The following is a 17,118-nucleotide window of genomic DNA, read 5'->3' on the forward strand; positions in this document are numbered from 1 at the left end:
CCAGCGCGGCAGCCGGCCCGCACCCTCACAGCATTCGGGCAACTACCCAGCCAGGAGCTCTCATGGCCCGCACCCGCATCCCCGAACTTCCCGCCAGGGCAACAGCGCGCCGCGGACTGATGCTGGCCGGCTGGGACAAAACGCTGCTGGTGCTGTGCATCGTCGGCCTGCTGGCTGCCTGGCTGATCTACGGCGCCCTCGGCACCGCTCCCGTCGGGCAGGGCCCCGCCGCAGCCGCGGCGCTCCCGACGGCCTCCTCTGCGGCACCCTACCCTTCGGCCCCAGTCCCGGCATCGGCGGCGACACCGGGAACCGGAAAGAGCGCAGCCCCGGCGGCCCCGAAACGTACGACGCCGGCCGCGGTTCAGGTCCCCAAGGCTTCCGCACCGATGCGGATCAGTTACCCGGCGGCGCGGATCGACGTCGCCGTCCATCGCCTGGAACCCAGCGCGGGCGAGGCCGCGAGCCAGAGCATCGTGCCGCCCGAGACGATGGACGGCTACTGGCTGGCACCTTTCGGTGTCCCGGGCACGGGGTCGACCAACACCACCTACGTCGTCGGGCACAGCTGGGAGGGAGTGGATGCGCCGTTCAACCGGCTGAGCACGCTCGCGGCGGCGGGGGACAAGCTGACCGTCCACACCGCCACCGGGGCGATCGACTACAAGGTCAATTCGGTGATCACCTATGTGAAGTCCACGCTGAAGGACAGCCCGGTCTGGGCAGTGGTTCCCAACCGGCTCGTGCTGATTTCCTGCTACACCGGGGATCTGTGGGGGCAGAACGTCGTCGTCGTCGCCTCGCCGCTCAAGACCGGCTAACGGGCGGTCCGAATATTGAGACAGTTTGACCAGCATGCGGATGCCTTGGCTACCCTGAAAACATGAGCGCATCCACGATTGACCTGGCAGTTATCCCCGGCGACGGCATCGGTCCGGAAGTTACCGCCGAGGCACTGAAGGTACTGGAGAAGGCCGCCGCGGCCGAGGGCATCGTCCTGCAGCAGACCCATTACAAGCTCGGCGCCCAGCACTGGCTGGAGACGGGGGAGACCCTGCCCGATGCCACCCTGGCGGACCTGCGCACCCGTGACGCTATCCTGTTCGGCGCGGTGGGCGCCGCTCCCGGGGACACGCGGATCCCCTCCGGGATCATCGAACGCGAACTGCTGCTGAAGCTGCGTTTCAGCCTGGACCACTATGTGAACCTGCGCCCCTCCAAGCTGTACGCCGGCGTCGGCAGCCCGCTCGCCAACCCCGGCACCGTCGACTTCATCGTGGTCCGCGAAGGCACCGAGGGTCCCTACGTCGGCAACGGCGGCACCCTGCGGGCGGGGACCCCGCACGAGGTCGCCACCGAAGTCTCACTGAACACCGCGCACGGCGTCGAGCGCGTGGTCCGGGACGCGTTCCGCCGCGCCAATGAGCGGCCGCGCAAGAAGTTGACCCTGGTGCACAAACACAACGTCCTGGTCTTCGCCGGGCACCTGTGGAAGCGGACCGTCGAGGCCGTGGCCCAGGACTTCCCCGAGGTCAGCCACGACTACCTGCACGTGGACGCGGCCACCATTTTCATGGTCACCGATCCGGCACGCTTCGACGTGATCGTGACGGACAACCTGTTCGGCGACATCCTCACCGACCTCGCCGCCGCGGTCACCGGCGGCATCGGCCTGGCGGCCTCGGGCAACATCAACATGGACCGCACCGCGCCGTCCATGTTCGAACCGGTCCACGGTTCCGCCCCGGACATCGCCGGCCAGCAGAAAGCCGACCCGAGCGCGGCAGTCCTGTCCGCGGCGCTGCTCCTGGACCACCTGGGCTATGGCGCGGCGGCCCGCAAGATCGAGGCGGCCGTGACCGCCGACGTCGAAAGCCGCGACGGAAGCTCCCGGAGCACCGCCGCCATCGGGGACGCGATCGCCGCCGCACTGTAGGCCGCCCGCACGGCACGCGGGCGTAAGCTTGTCTCGAATCACCAACATGCTGCCGTGGTCCGAGGCTGAACCACGTTCACACGCCAGGCAGCCGACCGTGGAGGAACCATGACCCAGACTGCCCATGGCGTCGAATTCAGCCAGCGGCTCTCGGCGACCCCGAAGTCCGCAGAAGAGCGTGCAGCCATCCTGGCCAACCCGGGATTCGGCGACCACTTCACCGACCACACCGCGATCGTCGACTACAGCGTCGACGCCGAGGGCAAGGGCGGCTGGCACGATGCGCGGATCGAACCCTACGGCCCCATCACGCTGGACCCGTCCGCGGCCGTCCTGCACTACGGCCAGGAGATCTTTGAGGGCCTCAAGGCATACCGCCACGCTGACGGCTCCGTCTGGACGTTCCGGCCCGAGGCGAACGCCGCCCGGCTGAACAAATCGGCCCGCCGACTGGCCCTGCCGGAGCTCCCCGAGGAGTATTTCCTCGCCGCCATCCGCGAACTCGTCTCGGTCGACCGGGACTGGGTTCCCAGCGGCGACGGCGAAGCCCTCTACCTGCGCCCGTTCATGATCGCCACCGAGGCGTTCCTGGGCGTCCGGGCTGCCCGCGAGGTCTCCTTCCGGGTCATCGCCTCCCCGGCCGGCAACTACTTCGGCGGCGAGCTGAAGCCGGTGTCGATCTGGATCTCCCGCGAATACGCCCGCGCCGGCCGCGGCGGCACCGGTGCTGCCAAGTGCGGCGGCAACTACGCAGCGTCCCTGATCGCCCAGCAGGAGGCGGAGGCCCACGGCTGCAAGCAGGTGCTGTTCCTGGACCAGTTCAACGACAACGCGGTCGAGGAACTCGGCGGCATGAACGTCTTCTTCGTCATGAAGGACGGCTCGCTGGTGACCCCGGCGCTCTCCGGCACCATCCTCGAAGGCGTCACCCGCTCCTCGGTCATCCAGGTCGCCCGCGACATGGGCCGCGAGGTCACCGAGCGCAAGATCACCCTCGACGAGTGGCGCGACGGCGTCGCCTCGGGCGAGATCGCCGAGGTCTTCGCCTGCGGCACCGCAGCGGTCATCACGCCCATCGGCGTGCTCAAGGACGAGACCGAGTTCATCGGCTCCGAAGACGCCACCGCCGGAGAGACCACCATGGCCATCCGCGAGCAGCTGCTCGGCATCCAGACCGGCACGGTCGAGGACACGCACGGCTGGCTGACCCGCCTGGCATAGCCCGGCCCGGCGCGGCTCCGGCTGCAACGCCCGACGGCGGCCCGCACCCCGGTGGTGCGGGCCGCCGTCGTCGTTTGCGAGAGTCTTCGACGCAGCACCGGCGCTGGCGTGGTGCACCGGGGGAGACCGGGCCACAAGCCCCTGTGTGCGGAGCGGCGGCGGGGCCAAAATCGATCCATGACCGGGCTGATCCAGGTTCTCGGCGTCATCTTCGGGGCCATGCTGATCCTTGTCGGGGTGCTTGAGTCCTTCTTCTTCCGCGACCAGCGTTTCCACCGGCTGTTCCTGATCAAGCCTGACGACGTCCCGGCCGTGCGGATGTGGACCTTCAACCTGGGCTTCTACAACATGATCTGGGGCGTCGGAGCGATCATCGGCGCCCTGATGCTCACAGGTTCCGACCCCGGCGCGGGCCGTGCGCTGCTGCTGTTCACGGCCGCCGGCCACGTGCTGCTGGGCATCATCCTGTTCGTTTCCGAGCGGCGGTTGTGGGCCAGCGCCCTCGCCGAGGCCCTGCTGCCCGCGGTGATTGTCGGGCTGCTGCTCCTTTGAGGGCCGCCGGTGGGAAGATGGAACTGTGATTCCCGATGACGCCCGCGCCCTGGTCCGCAGCACCGAGCTGACCCGCTTCCGCCTGGCGCCGAACCCGGGCCCGATGAGCCTGCACGGCACCAATTCCTACGTCGTGTCCGCTCCCGGCTCGCCCGGCGTCGTCGTGGTCGACCCCGGGCCCCTCGACGAGGAGCATCTGCAGGAGCTGACGCGGTACGGCACCGTCGAGCTCATCCTCATCACCCACCGCCACGCAGACCACACCGCCGCCGCCGAACGGTTCGCCGCGCTCACCGGCGCCCCGGTCCGGGCCGCCGATCCCGCGCACTGCCACGGCGGTGAGCCGCTCCGCGCCGGCGAGGTGCTGCACGCCGCCGGGGTGGAGATCCGGGTCCTGGCGACGCCGGGGCACACCTCCGACTCGGTCTGCTTCCACCTGCCCGCCGACGGCGCCGGCGGTGCCGTCCTGACCGGGGACACGATCCTCGGCGTCGGCACCACCGTGCTGGATTACCCCGACGGCAAGCTGGGCGACTACCTCGACTCCCTGGACCGCCTTGAGGCCCTGGGCCCGGCCACCGTCCTGCCCGCGCACGGTCCCATGCTGCCGGCGCTCGACAGCATCGTCCGCGCCTACCGCGACCACCGGCAGGACCGGCTCGCCCAGATCCGCGCCGCCCTCGCCGAACTCGGCGCCGACGCCGCGGTCGCGGACGTCGCCGACGCCGTGTACGCCGCCGTCGACCCCGCCGTCCGGCCCGCGGCTGAGCTCTCCGTCGCCGCCCAGCTGGACTACCTGCGCTCCGCCGCCAGCTAAGCCTCAGCCTGCGCCGCCCGGGCCGTCACCGGGACGGTGAGTGCGTGCCGGCCGGGCCGAGACGGTAGGGTTGGAGCCATGCGTATCGCCCGGTTTGTAGTCGATTCTGATCCCATGTACGGCATTGTTGAGGGCCAGCCCGGCAGTGAGGAAATCACTGTCATCAACGGCGACCCCTTCTTCCACGGTGTGGAGCGGACCGCCGTCAAGCACAAGCTCGAGGACGTGCGGCTCCTCGCCCCGATCATCCCGCGGAGCAAGGTGGTCGGTGTCGGCCGGAACTTCGTCGAGCACGCCCACGAACTCGGCAACGAGGTCCCGGCGCAGCCGCTGCTCTTCCTCAAGCCCAACACCTCCGTGGTCGGGCCCAACGATCCGATCATCCTGCCCGAGTTCTCCGAGGAGATCTCCTTCGAGGCCGAGCTCTGCGTCGTGATCGGCCGGATCTGCAAGGACGTTCCGGAGGAACGGGTCGACGACGTGGTCTTCGGCTACACCTGCGGCAACGACCTCACCGCCCGCGACGTCCAGAAGACGGACCTGCAGTGGGCGCGGGCCAAGGGCTTTGACACCTCCGCCCCGCTGGGCCCGTGGATCGAGACCGAACTGGACACCGAGGACCTGCAGATCCAGGGCCGGCTCAATGGCGAGCTGCGCCAGGACGGCAGCACCAGCCAGATGATCCGCGGGGTGCGGGAACTGGTCTCGATTGTCTCGCACGCCTTCACCCTGCTGCCCGGCGACGTCATCATGACCGGCACCCCGGCCGGCGTCGGCCTGGTCACGGCCGGCGACCGCTTCGAGGTCGAGATCGAGGGCATCGGCCGGCTCTCCAATCCGGTGGTCCGCCGCTAGGGGCGACGCCAGAGCGGCGAAGGCGGCTGCCGGTTTCCGCAGCGGATGCAGGCGCCGGTACGACGGCGGCGGGCCCGCGGGCGCTGGCCCAACGGATTAGCGCGCCTGTTCCGGACAGGCGCACCCCGGGCCCGGGGCGCGCCTGTCCGGAACCGCCGCCCCAGTCCGGAACCGCCGCGCTGGTCCGGAACCTGTGCGGCTGTCCGTTTCCGCAGCGGATTCCGGCGCCGGGCACGCGGTAAAGTTGGTAGCACTATGACTACTCCCACCGCGCCCGCCGCCGTCCCCAGCACCGCCACCTCGGAAACCGCCCGCGAAGTCACCGCCGAAACCCCGGTCCGGGTCCGGTTCTGCCCGTCGCCCACCGGCACCCCGCACGTCGGCCTGATCCGCACGGCCCTGTTTAACTGGGCCCACGCCAAGCACACCAACGGCACCTTCGTCTTCCGCATCGAGGACACGGACGCGGCGCGCGACTCGGAGGAGAGCTACCAGCAGCTGCTGGAGGCCCTCAAGTGGCTCGGCATCAGCTGGGAAGAAGGCGTGGAAGTGGGCGGCCCGCACGAGCCGTACCGCCAGTCGCAGCGCCTCGACCTCTACAAGGACGTCGTCGCCAAGCTGCTCGAGGCCGGCTACGCCTACGAGTGCTACTCCTCCCCGGAGGAAGTCGAGGCCCGCCACAAGGCCGCCGGCCGGGACCCCAAGCTGGGCTACGACAACTTTGACAGGAACCTCACCGAGGAACAGCTCGCGGCGTTCAAGGCCGAGGGCCGCAAGCCGGTGCTCCGCGTGCGCATGCCGGACGAAGACGTGACCTTTACGGACATGGTCCGCGGCGAGATCACCTTCAAGGCCGGCAGCATCCCGGACTACGTGATTGTCCGCGCCGACGGCTCCCCGCTCTACACCCTGGTCAACCCGGTGGACGACGCCCTGATGGGCATCACCCACGTCCTGCGCGGCGAGGACCTGCTCTCCTCCACGCCCCGTCAGGTGGTGCTGATCCGGGCGCTGATGGACATCGGCGTCGCCAGCTACCTGCCGGTCTTCGGGCACCTGCCGTACGTCATGGGGGAGGGCAACAAGAAGCTCTCCAAGCGTGACCCGCAGTCCAACCTCTTCCTGCTGCGGGACCGTGGCTTCATCCCCGAGGGCCTGCTGAACTACCTGTCCCTGCTGGGCTGGAGCCTGTCGGCGGATGAGGACATCTTCACCGTCGAGCAGCTGATCGCGAACTTCGACGTCAACGACGTGCTCGCCAACCCGGCCCGCTTCGACATCAAGAAGGCCGAGGCGATCAACGGCACGCACATCCGCATGCTGGACCCGGAGGACTTCCGCGGCCGGCTGGTGCCCTACCTGCAGTCCGCCGGCCTGGTCGGGGAGCAACTGACCGCCCGCGAGGAGGAAATCCTCGCCGAGGCCGCGCCGCTGATCCAGGAGCGCATCTCGCTGCTGGGCGAGGCGCCGGAGATGGTCGCCTTCCTGTTCAAGGCCGACGACGCGATCGACGTCGCCGACGACGCCCGCAAGGGCCTGCCGGAGAACCTCACCGAGGTCCTGGATGCCGCCCTGGCTGCGCTGGAGCCCATCGCCGACTGGAACGCCGAGAGCATCCAGGCCGCCCTCAAGGAAGCCCTCGTGGAGGGGCTCGGCGTCAAGCCCCGGCTGGCCTTCGGTCCGGTCCGCACCGCCGTCTCCGGCCGCCGGATCTCCCCGCCGCTGTTCGAGTCCATGGTCATCCTGGGCAAAGACTCGTCGCTGGCCCGCCTGCGCGCCTTCCGCGGCTGATGAACGCCGGGGCCGGGTCCGGGGTCCTCGCCGCCGGGCTGGACGGGATCCGCGGGGTGCTCTTCGACATCGACGACACCCTGGTCGATCTGGAGTTTGCCATGACGGCCGCGTTGCGGGACGTCAGCGAGCACCTCCTGCCCGGCCTCGACGACGCCAGCTGGGAGCGGTTCGGGCGGATCTTCACCCGCGAGACCACCCACTTTTACGACCGCTACCTGGCCGGGGAACTTACCTTCAACGAACAACGCCTGCTGCGCGGCCGGGCGGCGCTCGGGCACTTCGGGGTCGAACTTGAAGAAGGCGAGCAGGCCCACCACTGGGTCAGCTCCTACGCCAGCCGCCAGCACAGCTACATCCGCCCCTTCGACGACGTCGGCCCGCTGCTGGACGCGCTGGACTTCGCCGGCATCCCCTACGGCGCGGTCAGCAACAACGTGCACGACTACCAGCGGGTCAAGCTGGACGCCGCCGGGCTGGAGCGGATCCGCGTGCTGGTGGGCACCGACACGGTCGGCGTGCCCAAGCCGGACCCGGCGATCTACCTTGAGGGGGTCCGCCGGCTCGGCACCGGCGCCGGCGAAACGCTTTACGTGGGGGACAACCGGCTGCTGGACGCTGAAGGTTCGACGGCGGCCGGCCTGCTGGGCGTCTGGCTGAACCGGGGCGGCGACCCCGCTCCCGGCTTCGCCGGTCGCGAGGTCACCACCCTGCTCGAACTGCTCGGCTGAGCTACACCGCTTAGACGGTGTCCTGCGTCAGCCGGCGACGCTCCTGCACTGCCCGCCGGTTCCGCAGGGCCAGGTAGGCCCCCACGGCGCCGAGGGCCAGGAGTGCCAGCAGTCCCAGCGCCACCGCCGCATCGGGCTTGACCAGGTTCGACGGCGAGACGGCCGCGGCGGAGGAGTACAGCGTCCCGGTCCCTTCGGCGATCCGGGCATTTCCGTCGGCCAGTTTGGCAGCCCCGTCGGAGAGCAGGGAGGAACCGGACGCCAGCTTCGTGTTGCCGTCCGAGAGCTGCGAGGCGCCGGTGGCCAGCGCCGTGGACCCCTTGAGCAGGCCCGGGTTGGCCGGATCGGCGGGATTGCCCTGGATGCCGGCATTCAGGGCAAGCGTCCCGTCGGCCAGCCGGGAGCTTCCATCGGTCATTCTGGCGGCTGCCTTGAGCAGGCCCGGGTGCTCCGGATCGCCCGGCACCCCGTCCATGCCCACCCGGATCTTGGCGGTGCCATCGGCCAGCAGCTGGGTGCCCATCACGACGCCGGGGCTGTTCGGGTCGCGGCTATTGAGCTTCTCGGCCAGCGTGGCGAAGCCCGCCGTCAGCTTTCCGGTGCCGGCATGGAGCTGGCCCGCCCCGGCGTCGAGCTGCCCGGCTCCGGCGCTCAGCGCGCCTGCGCCGTCCTGCAGCCGGACCGCGCCGGCCTGCAGCTGGCCCGCGCCGGCATCCAGGCGCTGGGCGCCGGCGAGAATCTTAGCGATCTTGTCCTTCACCAGGGCCAGGGGGACCGCGCCCTGGATCGGGTCGTTGGCCGCGGCCTGGAGCAGTTCCAGGGCCTGGGCCAGCGCGGCTGTGCCGGTGCCGGCCTCGGGATTGTTGTTCGCCCCGCGGTACCCCTTGAGCTGGTCGGTGCCGGCCTTCAACTGGTCCGTGCCCGCCTTCAACTGGACCGCGCCGCCGGCGAGGCGGCCGGTACCGTCGGCGAGCTTGGCCGCGCCGGCGTCGAGCTGGGTGGCACCGTCGGCAAGGTTGTTCGGGGCGGTGCCGGAGGCCGTGGGGGTCAGGGCCGCGGAGAGCTGGACAGCGCCGGCGGCCAGTTTCTGCGCCCCGTCGTCGACCTTGTAGACGCCCGGTGCCAGCTTGTTGTTGACGTCCGCCTGGATCTTCACGGCACCGGTGGCCAGTTGCTCCGCTCCCGCCTGGAGCTTGTCCGCGCCCGGGGCGAGTTTCCCGGCGATCCCGTCCTGGATTTTGGCGGCGCCGTCTGAGACCTTGCCTGCCCCGGTGTCCGCCTGCCCGGCGCCCGCGGCGAGCTTGCCGGCCCCGTCCTTGAGTTGAGCCGCACCGGCGGCGGCCTGGCCGGCGCCGTCGTTGAGCCGCGCGGACCCGTCAGTGATGCGGCCGGTGACCAGGGTGTAAAAGCCCAGCAGGGCGACCAGCAGGAGGGCCAGGATGGCGATGGCGATCTGTTGTGCCCGGGTGCGGGGCGGGACGGTTGCGGCACGACTTTGTGTCACGGGTGGTTCCTCTCGACGGTCTCGCCGGCAACGGCCGCTGCCGGGCCCCCCGCAACTGTGATGCAGCTAACACCCGGGATGGGGCGTCGTTCTACCCGCAGTTGAGTGGGGGAGGGATTGTTACTCATTGGTAACTTACCGAGAGTAAACTTATCGCCCCCGAATTGGCAAGGGTTTTCTCGGTAACTGGACGCAAGGGGCCTGCAATCCGGGCCGGAACCGACGTCGGAACCGCCGCCGCGGGGGCCCTGAGCGCCGATTTGTGCCGGACAAAAGTCTCGGGTAAAGTAATTACTCGTGCTGAGGCGCTGGGAGCGCAGGTTTGAGCCTGCAGGACCGGCCCGAAAGTTCCATTGGGATATGGTGTAATTGGCAACACTACGGTTTCTGGTACCGTCATTCTAGGTTCGAGTCCTGGTATCCCAGCTCTGAGAAACCCGCGGATTTCCGCGGTATATCAGACCCTCCGAAACGGTTTGGCCGATTTGGAAGGGAAGCCAAAGCTGTGAAATACTAGCTTGGCTTGAACGGCAGAAATGCTGTTCAGAAAGTACTTGGCCCCATCGTATAGCGGCCTAGTACGCCGCCCTCTCACGGCGGTAACGCGGGTTCGAATCCCGCTGGGGTCACCAAAGGAACGGTCCCGGGCATCAGCCCGGGGCCGTTTTTCGTTAATGCTGCCGGAGCAACTGGCATGATGAAGCTGTGATGCCCAACGAAACCCCCGGCGCCCGCCCGCAGGACGCCGCCGGCCAGCAGACCCCCGCCGCCCGCCAGGCAGCCGCCGTCGACCTGCTCGAAGCGGTCCGCCACGAACTGGCCGCGGTCACGCTGCCGCTTGCGCTGCCCGGCGCCGATACGGCACGGCAGGACATCCGACAAGCCCTGGCGCAGCTGGACGACTACATCCTGCCGCGCTACCGGAGCCTGGACGCACCGCTGCTGGCCGTCGTGGGCGGTTCCACCGGGGCGGGGAAGTCCACCCTCGTTAACGGACTGGTGGGACACCCGGTGACCCGGGCCGGCGCGATCCGCCCCACCACCCGCCAGCCCATCCTGCTGCACCACCCGGTCGACGCCGAATGGTTCGAGGACCAGCGGGTGCTGCCCAGCCTCAGCCGGATCCGCGGCACCGTGGTCGCCGACCCGCTGCCCGCACACCAGGCCGGGCCCACGCCCGACGCCGCGGCGATCACCTCGCTGGTGCTCGCCGCTGACCCCGCGGTGCCGCAGGGCATCGCCTTGCTCGACGCGCCCGACGTCGACTCCATCTCGGACGACAACCGCCGGCTCGCGGGCCAGCTGCTGGCCGCCGCCGACCTCTGGATTTTTGTCACCACCGCGAACCGCTACGCCGACGCCGTCCCCTGGCGCCTGCTGCTGGACGCCGCCTCCCGCGACATCATGGTCGCCGTGGTCCTGGACCGGGTGCCGCCGGCGGCAGAGGAGGAGGTCAGTACCGATCTCCGTGCCATGCTCACCCGCGAGGGTCTCGGGTCCGCCCGGTTGTTCGTCGTTCCCGAGGTACCCCTCGATGCGATGGGCATGCTCCCCGCCGACGCCGTCGCGCCGCTGCAGGGCTGGCTCCGTACCCTGGCCGCCGACGCCGCCGGCCGCGCCGCGATCGCCCGCCGGACGCTCAACGGCACGGTCAAGGCCCTCAGCGGCCGGGTCGAGGCCGTGGCCGGCGCCGTCTCCGCCCAGCACCACGCCGCCGGGCTGCTGGCCAAGGACGCCACCGGCGCCTACGACGACGCCGTCGCCCGGATCCTGGATGCGACCCGCGACGGGGCGCTGCTGCGCGGCGAAGTCCTGGCCCGCTGGCAGGACTTCGTCGGCACCGGGGAGTTCTTCCGCGTCATGGAACAGAACATCGGCCGGCTGCGGGACCGGATGGGAGCCTTCTTCCGGGGCGAACCCGCTCCGGCCGTGCGGGTCGAGGCCGCGATCGAGACCGGCCTGCAGGCGGTGATCCTGGACGAGGCCGCCAACGCCGCCGAGGACGCCGACCAGCGCTGGCGCTCCGACCCCGCTGGCCGCCAGCTGCTGGGCACCGACGACCTCTCCGGCACCAGCGATGGGTTCGCCGACGCCATCGCCGCCGAAATCCGCGCCTGGCAGGGCGGACTGATGGAACTCATCCGCACCGAAGGCCAGGGCAAACGCACCCAGGCCCGCTGGCTGTCCTTCGGCATCAACGGCCTCGGCGCCGCCCTGATGATCGTCGTCTTCTCCATGACCGCCGGGCTGACCGGCCTGGAGATCGGCGTCGCCGGCGGCACCGCCGTCGTCGGCCAGCGCGTCCTTGAAGCGGTGTTCGGCGAGGACGCCGTCCGGCGCCTGGCCAAGACCGCCCGCGACGACCTCCAGGCCCGCTGCCAGCGGCTGCTGCAGGCCGAACAGCGGCGGTTCCTCGACCGGCTGGACGACCCCGACCCCGTGCCGCCCACCGCCCTCACCGCGCATGCCGCGGCCCTGGGCCGGCTGGCGGCGGCGGCATGAACCGCCACGCCGCCGCCAAGCAGGCCTCGCAGTTGCACCGGCGGCTGGAAGCCCTGGACGAGGCCCGGGAACTCGCAGCCGGAGCGCTGCCGGAGGAGACGCTGGATGAGGTCTACGACGTGCTGGAACGGGCCAGTTCGCGCCGCTCGCTCTCGGCAGATCACACCGTCGTGGGGTTTTTCGGTGCGACCGGCAGCGGTAAATCCTCGCTTTTCAACGCAGTCAGCGGCGCGGAAATCGCCACCGCGGCCGCCCGTCGGCCCACGACCTCCGAACCCCTCGCCGGCATCTGGGGCGCCGAGGGCAGTGACGCCCTGCTCGACTGGCTGGAGGTGCGGAACCGGCACCACGCCACCCCCGTTTCCGGTTTCGCCGACGACGGCACCGGCCTGATCCTGCTGGACCTGCCGGATTTCGACTCCACCCGGGCCGAAAACCGCGAAATCGTCCAGCGCATGGTGGGCCTGGTGGACGTGCTGGTGTGGGTCCTTGACCCGCAGAAATACGCCGATGCCGCCGTGCACAACGACTTCCTGGCCCCGCTCGCCTCCCACGCCGCTGTCACCCTCGTGGTCCTCAACCAGGTGGATCGGCTGCCGGAGCACGAGATCCGGCCGGTCCTTGAATCCCTGAAGGGCATCCTGGCCCGCGACGGCCTGGGCAAGGTGCAGGTGCTGGGCGCCTCCGCCGTCGTAGGCACCGGAGTGGACAAGGTCCGCGCCGCCATCCGGCAGGCGGCCATGCAGCGGCTGGCCCTCTCGCAGCGGCTCGCCGCCGACGTGGACCGGGCCGCGGCCCGGCTTGCCGAGGCGTCCGGCCCTGGGGAAGCCGCCGGGGTGAAGACCGGAACCCGGGACCGGCTGGCCGGCGAACTGGCCGTCGCGGCCAATGTTCCCGTGGTGGTCGACGCCGTCGCACGCTCGTACCGGCAGGAGGCCACACGGCGCACCGGGTGGCCCGTGACCCGGTGGCTGGTCCGGTTCCGGCCGGACCCGCTCCGCAGGCTCAATCTGCGGCGCACCGAGGCGCGGCCGGAGCTGAACCGGACGTCACTGCCGCCGGCGGGGGCCCCTGAGCGGGCCCGCACGGACGCCGCGGTGCGCGAATTTGCCGACGCAGCGTCCGACGGCGCGCCGGGACCTTGGCGCGCGGTAATCCGGGGTGCCGCCCGGGAGGGCCGGGAGCGGCTGCCGGACGCGCTGGACCAGGCCATTGCCGGGACCGACCTCAAAGCCGGCCGCGGGTCCTGGTGGTGGACGGCCTTCAACATCATCCAGTGGCTCGGCCTGCTGGTCGCGGTCGGCGGCCTCGCCTGGCTGGGGGTCCTGGCAGGGCTGGCGTACTTCCAGCTCCCGGTTCCGGAGATGCCGCGGGTCGAGGGCTGGCCGGTCGCGACCGTGATGGTGGCCGGGGGAGTGCTGCTGGGGATCGTGCTGGCGCTGGCGGCGAAATTCATTGCCGGAGCCGCGGCGCGGGGCCGGGCCCGGGCGGCCAGGCGCCGCCTGCAGGCTGCCGTCGCCGCCGTTGCCGAGGAACTCGTGGTCGACCCGGTGGAACTGGAGGTCGGCCGGCTGCAGGCGTTCAGGAAGGCGTTGAAGGCCGCGGAGGCCTGACCCGTCAGGACGCCGGGATGGCCTTCGCGGCGTCGCTGACCTTGATCAGGGTGCGCAGGTTCCTGGTGGTGGTGCTGGCCTTGTATTTGGGTTTCGAGGAGAGCTTGCTGAACGGGCTGTCCAGGGTGCCGCCGGCGGGAGCCAGCCAGGCCACCGCTTCGGGCCCGAGCCGGACGAGTTCCACGCCCTCCAGCTGCCGGCCGGCGTCGTAGAGTTCGGACAGCGCGGCGGGATCGGAGGACAGCGTCACGTAACTGTGCGTTGCGGCGTCGTCCGGGGGATAAGGGCAGGCGGACACCAGCTCGGCGACCCGGTCCGCCGTCAGCGCCACCACCCAGGCGTCATAGCCGAAGGCCTCGCGCAGGCTCGCCTCGAATTCCGCCTTGACCGCAGCCGGAGCGAGTTCGCTGGCGAGCACCACGTTGCCGCTGGCCAGGAGCGTCTTCACCGCCGAGAAGGGGCGGGGCTTCAGGGCCTCCTTGAGCTCGGCCATTTTGATGTTGATGCCGCCGACATTGACCCCGCGCAGGAAGACCGCATAGCTGTTCATGGCCACAGCCTAGCGGCGCCGGCAGGGAAAGAAGCGGCGCTTAGTCGTTGGTCTTGCGCAGCGCCTCGGTCAGGACACGGGCCGCGTTGCAGACCACTTCGGCGTGCAGCCGGCCGGGCTGGCGCGTCAGGCGCTCGATCGGGCCGGAAATCGAAACGGCGGCGATCACCCGGCCGGACGGCCCGCGGACGGGGGCCGACACGGAGGCGACCCCGGGCTCGCGTTCGCCGAGGCTCTGCGCCCAGCCCCGGCGTCGTACTCCGGCCAGGACGGTCGGCGTGAAGCGTGCGGCCTGAAGACCCTCCAGGAGCCGGTCGTGGTCTTCCCACGCCAGCAGCACCTGCGCGGCGGAGCCGGCCTTCATGGACAGCTGGGTGCCTACCGGAATCGTGTCGCGCAGGCCGATGGGCCGTTCGGCGGAGGCGACGCAGACGCGCCACTCACCCTGCCGGCGGAAGATCTGGGCGCTCTCGCCGGTGGCGTCGCGCAGCTGCATCAGCACCGGACCGGCGGAGGCGATGAGGCGGTCCTCGCCGGCGGCGGAGGCGAGCTCCACCAGGCGGCTGCCGAGCACGAAGCGCCCCTGAATGTCACGGCTGACCAGGCGGTGGTGGACGAGCGCCAGGGCAAGCCGGTGCACGGTGGGGCGGGCCAGTCCGGTGGCGGCAACGAGCTGCGCCAGGGTGGTGGGGCCGGCCTCGAGCGCGTCGAGTACATGGGCCGCTTTATCGATGACGCCGACGCCACTAGAATTGTCCATGTAATGATATTGCCGTCTCAATATCTGAGATGCAAATCATTGCGCTGGCGCATTCGACGGCGGTGCTGGTTCAGTGGACAGCATCAGCCGGTAGCAACCGGACCCGTCGCGCGGCATCATCCGAGCGCGACGCACTTAGGACAGCAGTGAAGGGAGCAGGCCGTGGCAAAGACATTGGCCGAAAAAGTCTGGGACGCGCACGTCGTGCGCAAGGGGGACGGCGAAGGAGCCAACGCCCAGCCCGACCTTCTCTTCATTGACCTTCACCTGGTGCACGAGGTGACCTCCCCGCAGGCGTTTGAGGGCCTGCGCCTGGCCGGCCGCCAACTCCGCCGCCCGGACCTCACCATCGCCACCGAGGACCACAACACTCCCACGCTGGCGATCGACAAGCCAATCGCGGACCCCACCAGCCGGACCCAGATCGAGACCCTGCGCAACAACTGCAAGGAGTTCGGTGTCCGCCTGCACTCCCTCGGCGACGCCGAGCAGGGGATCGTGCACGTGGTCGGCCCGCAGCTGGGACTGACCCAGCCCGGCATGACTGTGGTCTGCGGCGACTCGCACACCTCCACGCACGGTGCGTTCGGGGCCCTCGCCATGGGGATCGGCACCTCCGAGGTCGAGCATGTCATGGCCACCCAGACCCTGTCGCTGAAGCCGTTCAAGACCATGGCGATCAATGTCGAGGGCACCCTGCGGCCGGGAGTGAGCGCCAAGGACATCATCCTGGCCGTCATCGCCAAGATCGGTACCGGCGGCGGCCAGGGCTATGTCCTGGAGTACCGCGGCTCCGCGATCCGGGCATTGTCCATGGAGGCGCGGATGACGATCTGCAACATGTCGATCGAGGCCGGCGCACGCGCCGGCATGGTCGCCCCGGACCAGACCACCTATGACTACATGCAGGGGCGGCCGCACGCGCCGCAGGGCGCGGACTGGGACGCCGCCGTCGAGTACTGGAACACGCTGCGCACCGACGATGACGCGACGTTCGACGCCGAGGTGAACCTCGACGCCGACACGCTGGAGCCGTTCGTGACCTGGGGAACCAACCCCGGCCAGGGCGTATCCCTGTCGGAGAACGTGCCCTCGCCGGCGGACTTCGGCGACGAGAACGCCAAGGCGGCGGCCGAGCGGGCCCTGCAGTACATGGGCCTCGAAGCCGGCACACCGATGAAGGACATCCGCGTCGATACCGTCTTCCTGGGTTCCTGCACCAACTCCCGGATGGAGGATCTGCGGGCCGCCGCGGACGTGATCCGCGGCCGCACTAAGGACCCGGCCATCCGGATGCTGGTGGTTCCCGGCTCCGCCCGCGTCCGGCTGGAGGCCGAGGCAGAAGGACTGGACAAGGTCTTCACCGACTTTGGTGCCGAGTGGCGGTTCGCCGGTTGCTCCATGTGCCTGGGGATGAACCCGGACCAGCTGGAGGTGGGGGAGCGCTGCGCCTCAACCTCCAACCGCAACTTCGAAGGCCGGCAGGGCAAGGGCGGGCGCACCCACCTGGTGTCGCCCGTCGTGGCCGCGGCGACGGCGGTGCGCGGCACGCTGAGTTCGCCGTCGGACCTGGAGCCCGTGACCGAAGCCGCAGGCCAGCACGTGGGCGCGGCGTAGCCCCGGCCCGCCCCGGCCACCTCCCCGCTTGGCAGACCCAGCCCCAGAAGGATCCGCAATGGAAAAGTTCACCACCCACACCGGCATCGGTGTCCCGCTGCGCCAGAGCAACGTCGACACGGACCAAATCATCCCCGCCGTCTACCTCAAGCGCATCACGCGCACCGGCTTCGAGGACGCGCTCTTCTCGGCCTGGCGCAAGGACCCGGCGTTCATCCTGAACCAGGAACCGTTCAACGCCGGCTCCGTGCTGGTCGCAGGGCCGGACTTCGGCACGGGATCCTCTCGCGAACACGCCGTCTGGGCGCTGAAGGACTACGGGTTCAAGGCGGTGCTGTCCTCCCGGTTCGCCGACATCTTCCGCGGCAACTCGGGCAAGCAGGGCCTGCTCGCCGCAGAGGTGGCGCAGGACGACATCGAGCTCATCTGGAAGGTGCTGGAGAACGCACCCGGCACCGAAGTCAAGGTCGACCTGGTCTCCAAGACCGTCGAGTGCGGCAACGTCGTCGCGCCCTTCGAGATCGATGACTACACCCGCTGGCGCCTCCTGGAGGGCCTGGACGACATCGGCCTGACCCTGCAGCACGAAGAAGACATCACCGCCTACGAGGCCACCCGGCCGGCCTTCAAGCCCACCACGCTGCCGGCAAAGCTGTCCTAGACAGTAGA

Annotated in this window: 15 protein-coding genes and 2 tRNA genes; 14 read left to right on the forward strand and 3 right to left on the reverse strand. The window is 70.1% G+C overall.

What is annotated here, in order from left to right; translation table 11 throughout:
- Positions 1–62: 62 nt before the first annotated feature.
- The 8 genes from ASG71_RS08820 (at position 63) to ASG71_RS08855 (ending at position 7,903) form a co-directional block, all read left to right on the forward strand.
- Positions 63–821: a class F sortase gene (locus tag ASG71_RS08820; RefSeq protein WP_082574979.1), complete on the forward strand. Its 759-nt coding sequence runs from the start codon at positions 63–65 to the stop codon at positions 819–821.
- A 62-nt stretch (positions 822–883) separates the two neighbouring features.
- Entirely contained in the window at positions 884–1,936 is a 1,053-nt protein-coding gene (locus ASG71_RS08825; RefSeq protein WP_056738253.1) for a 3-isopropylmalate dehydrogenase, read from the forward strand.
- Between the two features lie 108 nt (positions 1,937–2,044).
- On the forward strand, positions 2,045–3,157 hold the full coding sequence (locus tag ASG71_RS08830) for a branched-chain amino acid aminotransferase (protein WP_056738254.1): 1,113 nt from the start codon (positions 2,045–2,047) through the stop codon (positions 3,155–3,157).
- A 177-nt stretch (positions 3,158–3,334) separates the two neighbouring features.
- Positions 3,335–3,709 (forward strand): DUF1304 family protein, encoded by a 375-nt coding sequence (locus ASG71_RS08835; protein ID WP_056738255.1) that lies wholly within the window; start codon positions 3,335–3,337, stop codon positions 3,707–3,709.
- A 25-nt stretch (positions 3,710–3,734) separates the two neighbouring features.
- Positions 3,735–4,526 carry an MBL fold metallo-hydrolase gene (locus ASG71_RS08840; protein WP_056738256.1) on the forward strand — a complete coding sequence of 264 codons (792 nt, stop codon included), beginning with the start codon at positions 3,735–3,737 and terminating at the stop codon, positions 4,524–4,526.
- Between the two features lie 78 nt (positions 4,527–4,604).
- The gene (locus tag ASG71_RS08845; protein WP_056738257.1) at positions 4,605–5,381 is read left to right on the forward strand and encodes a fumarylacetoacetate hydrolase family protein; all 777 of its coding nucleotides are present in this window, start codon (positions 4,605–4,607) and stop codon (positions 5,379–5,381) included.
- Between the two features lie 255 nt (positions 5,382–5,636).
- A complete protein-coding gene (gltX, locus tag ASG71_RS08850) occupies positions 5,637–7,172 on the forward strand; it encodes a glutamate--tRNA ligase (RefSeq protein WP_056738258.1) in 1,536 nt (511 codons plus the stop codon).
- On the forward strand, positions 7,172–7,903 hold the full coding sequence (locus ASG71_RS08855) for an HAD family hydrolase (protein ID WP_056738259.1): 732 nt from the start codon (positions 7,172–7,174) through the stop codon (positions 7,901–7,903). The genes gltX and ASG71_RS08855 overlap by 1 nt, the downstream gene beginning before the upstream one ends.
- A gap of 10 nt (positions 7,904–7,913) precedes the next feature.
- Here ASG71_RS08855 and ASG71_RS08860 read toward each other — a convergent pair whose 3' ends face one another.
- Positions 7,914–9,407, reverse strand: a complete 1,494-nt coding sequence (locus ASG71_RS08860; RefSeq protein WP_056738260.1) for a hypothetical protein — start codon at positions 9,405–9,407, stop codon at positions 7,914–7,916.
- A 354-nt stretch (positions 9,408–9,761) separates the two neighbouring features.
- Here ASG71_RS08860 and ASG71_RS08865 point away from each other — a divergent pair.
- From ASG71_RS08865 to ASG71_RS08880, 4 genes are all read left to right on the forward strand, one after another.
- A tRNA-Gln gene (locus tag ASG71_RS08865) sits at positions 9,762–9,833 on the forward strand.
- A 130-nt stretch (positions 9,834–9,963) separates the two neighbouring features.
- Positions 9,964–10,039, forward strand: a tRNA-Glu gene (locus ASG71_RS08870).
- A 76-nt stretch (positions 10,040–10,115) separates the two neighbouring features.
- Positions 10,116–11,909 carry a dynamin family protein gene (locus tag ASG71_RS08875; protein WP_056738261.1) on the forward strand — a complete coding sequence of 598 codons (1,794 nt, stop codon included), beginning with the start codon at positions 10,116–10,118 and terminating at the stop codon, positions 11,907–11,909.
- Entirely contained in the window at positions 11,906–13,522 is a 1,617-nt protein-coding gene (locus tag ASG71_RS08880; RefSeq protein ID WP_056738262.1) for a GTPase, read from the forward strand. The genes ASG71_RS08875 and ASG71_RS08880 overlap by 4 nt, the downstream gene beginning before the upstream one ends.
- 4 nt (positions 13,523–13,526) lie before the next feature.
- Here the strand turns inward: ASG71_RS08880 and ASG71_RS08885 are convergent, their stop codons facing one another.
- The gene (locus ASG71_RS08885) at positions 13,527–14,072 is read right to left on the reverse strand and encodes a DUF1697 domain-containing protein (RefSeq protein ID WP_056738263.1); all 546 of its coding nucleotides are present in this window, start codon (positions 14,070–14,072) and stop codon (positions 13,527–13,529) included.
- Between the two features lie 40 nt (positions 14,073–14,112).
- The gene (locus ASG71_RS08890; RefSeq protein ID WP_056738264.1) at positions 14,113–14,832 is read right to left on the reverse strand and encodes an IclR family transcriptional regulator; all 720 of its coding nucleotides are present in this window, start codon (positions 14,830–14,832) and stop codon (positions 14,113–14,115) included.
- A gap of 162 nt (positions 14,833–14,994) precedes the next feature.
- Between ASG71_RS08890 and leuC the strand changes: the two genes are divergently transcribed.
- Complete coding sequence (gene leuC, locus ASG71_RS08895; RefSeq protein WP_056738265.1) at positions 14,995–16,449, forward strand: 3-isopropylmalate dehydratase large subunit; 1,455 nt, start codon at positions 14,995–14,997, stop codon at positions 16,447–16,449.
- A gap of 58 nt (positions 16,450–16,507) precedes the next feature.
- A complete protein-coding gene (leuD, locus tag ASG71_RS08900) occupies positions 16,508–17,110 on the forward strand; it encodes a 3-isopropylmalate dehydratase small subunit (protein WP_056738266.1) in 603 nt (200 codons plus the stop codon).
- Positions 17,111–17,118: the final 8 nt, after the last annotated feature.

This window comes from Arthrobacter sp. Soil763 (genome assembly GCF_001428365.1).
Lineage (GTDB): Bacteria > Actinomycetota > Actinomycetes > Actinomycetales > Micrococcaceae > Arthrobacter.